This window comes from Rhodobacter calidifons (assembly GCF_011174775.1).
GTDB lineage: Bacteria > Pseudomonadota > Alphaproteobacteria > Rhodobacterales > Rhodobacteraceae > Tabrizicola > Tabrizicola calidifons.
On record NZ_JAANHS010000045.1, the window covers coordinates 1 to 1,429 of the forward strand.

Below are 1,429 nucleotides of genomic sequence, written 5' to 3' on the forward strand. Positions count from 1 at the left end.
AACCTTCTTTTGTGGATGCCGCTCGGTTTGCAAGGAATTTGTGATCGTCTGGACTTGTGATCGAGTGCGGTCTTTTGTCAGGCCTGTTCGTGCGGCTGACTGGCGCCGCTGGCCGGGATGGTGATGCGCGGAGCGGGTCCAAATCTCCAAGAGCGAGCTCGAGGCTCGGAGAAGGTTTCTGATTTGCCCGATCCGGATCATGTCGATCATTTGCCCATGCAGATCATGCCTTCCTCACAACTCGGTGGCCCGGTTGCCCGTTCGGCGCCCGATCAGGCGCCGATCAGCACCGGGCCGCGATAGCTTTCGCCGCGCGTCAGCATCGCCCAGATGCCGCGCGCCATCTTGTTCGCCAGCGCGGTGGCCACGACCGGGACCGGCTTGCGTTCCAGCATCCGCGCCAGCCACGAGTCCTTGGGCGCACCGCGGCGCGAGGCCCAGCGGATCACCGCGGTTGCCCCGATGACCAGCAATCGACGAATATCGCGCTGCCCCATCTTCGAGGTCTTCCCCAGCTTCTGCTTGCCCCCGGTGGAATGCTGCCGCGGCACCAGGCCGAGCCAGGCCGCGAAATCCCTCCCACGCCGAAACTGCTCCATCGGTGGGGCGAAGGTCTCGACAGCGAGCGCAGTGATCGGGCCGACACCCGGCATCGTCTGCAACTGGCGCGAGAGGTCTGCTTCCTGCGACATGGCCGCGATCCTGGCTTTCAGCGCATTGATCCGGTGGGTCAGGTTGGCGATCTGCTCGAGGAGCATGCGGCAGATGTCCCGGGCGAGTTCCGGCACGTCGGTGCCGGGATCGTCGACGACCTTGGCGAGGCGCGGCAGGTAGCCAATCCCCTCGGGAGCGATATGGCCGAACTCGTAGAGAAGCGACCGCAGTGCGTTCACCGCCTCGGTGCGCTGCTTTACGAGCTGCTCGCGCGTCCGGAACGCGACGGCCCGCGCCTGCTGGTCAGCGGATTTCGGTTCGACGAAGCGCATGGTCGGCCGCAGCGCCGCCTCGACGATGGCCTCCGCGTCGTTCGTCGGCTTACGCGGCGCCACTGGCGCCACGGTCCTCCTCACCGTCGTTCTTCTGCCGTTTCAGGAACGGCTTGACGTAATGCGGCGCGATCAGCCGGACCTCATGCCCGTGCCGCGCCATTTCCCGCGCCCAATGGTGCGCGCTGGCGCAGGCCTCCATCGCCACGAGGCACGGCGGCTGGTCCGCCATGAACCGCGCGAACTGCGGCCGTGACAGCTTCTTGCCGAATACGACGGACCCGTCCGCCGCAGCCCCATGAACCTGGAACACGTTCTTTGCCAGATCCACGCCGATGATGCTAACCTCTCCCATGGATGCCCTTTCCTACAGCTTGTGCTTCGACACCACGAGTTTGGCACATCGCAATGCCGTCAGGGGAGAGCGGCATCCACCCCATCTC

1 protein-coding gene and 1 pseudogene are annotated in these 1,429 nt (G+C 65.4%); both read right to left on the reverse strand.

Annotated features, from left to right (window positions below):
- Positions 1 to 210: hypothetical protein (locus tag G8O29_RS18355; RefSeq protein WP_207624001.1), on the reverse strand; the 210-nt coding region annotated here is incomplete at its 3' end.
- A gap of 62 nt (positions 211 to 272) precedes the next feature.
- A pseudogene (locus G8O29_RS18130) lies at positions 273 to 1,341 on the reverse strand (IS110 family RNA-guided transposase).
- Positions 1,342 to 1,429 lie beyond the last annotated feature (88 nt).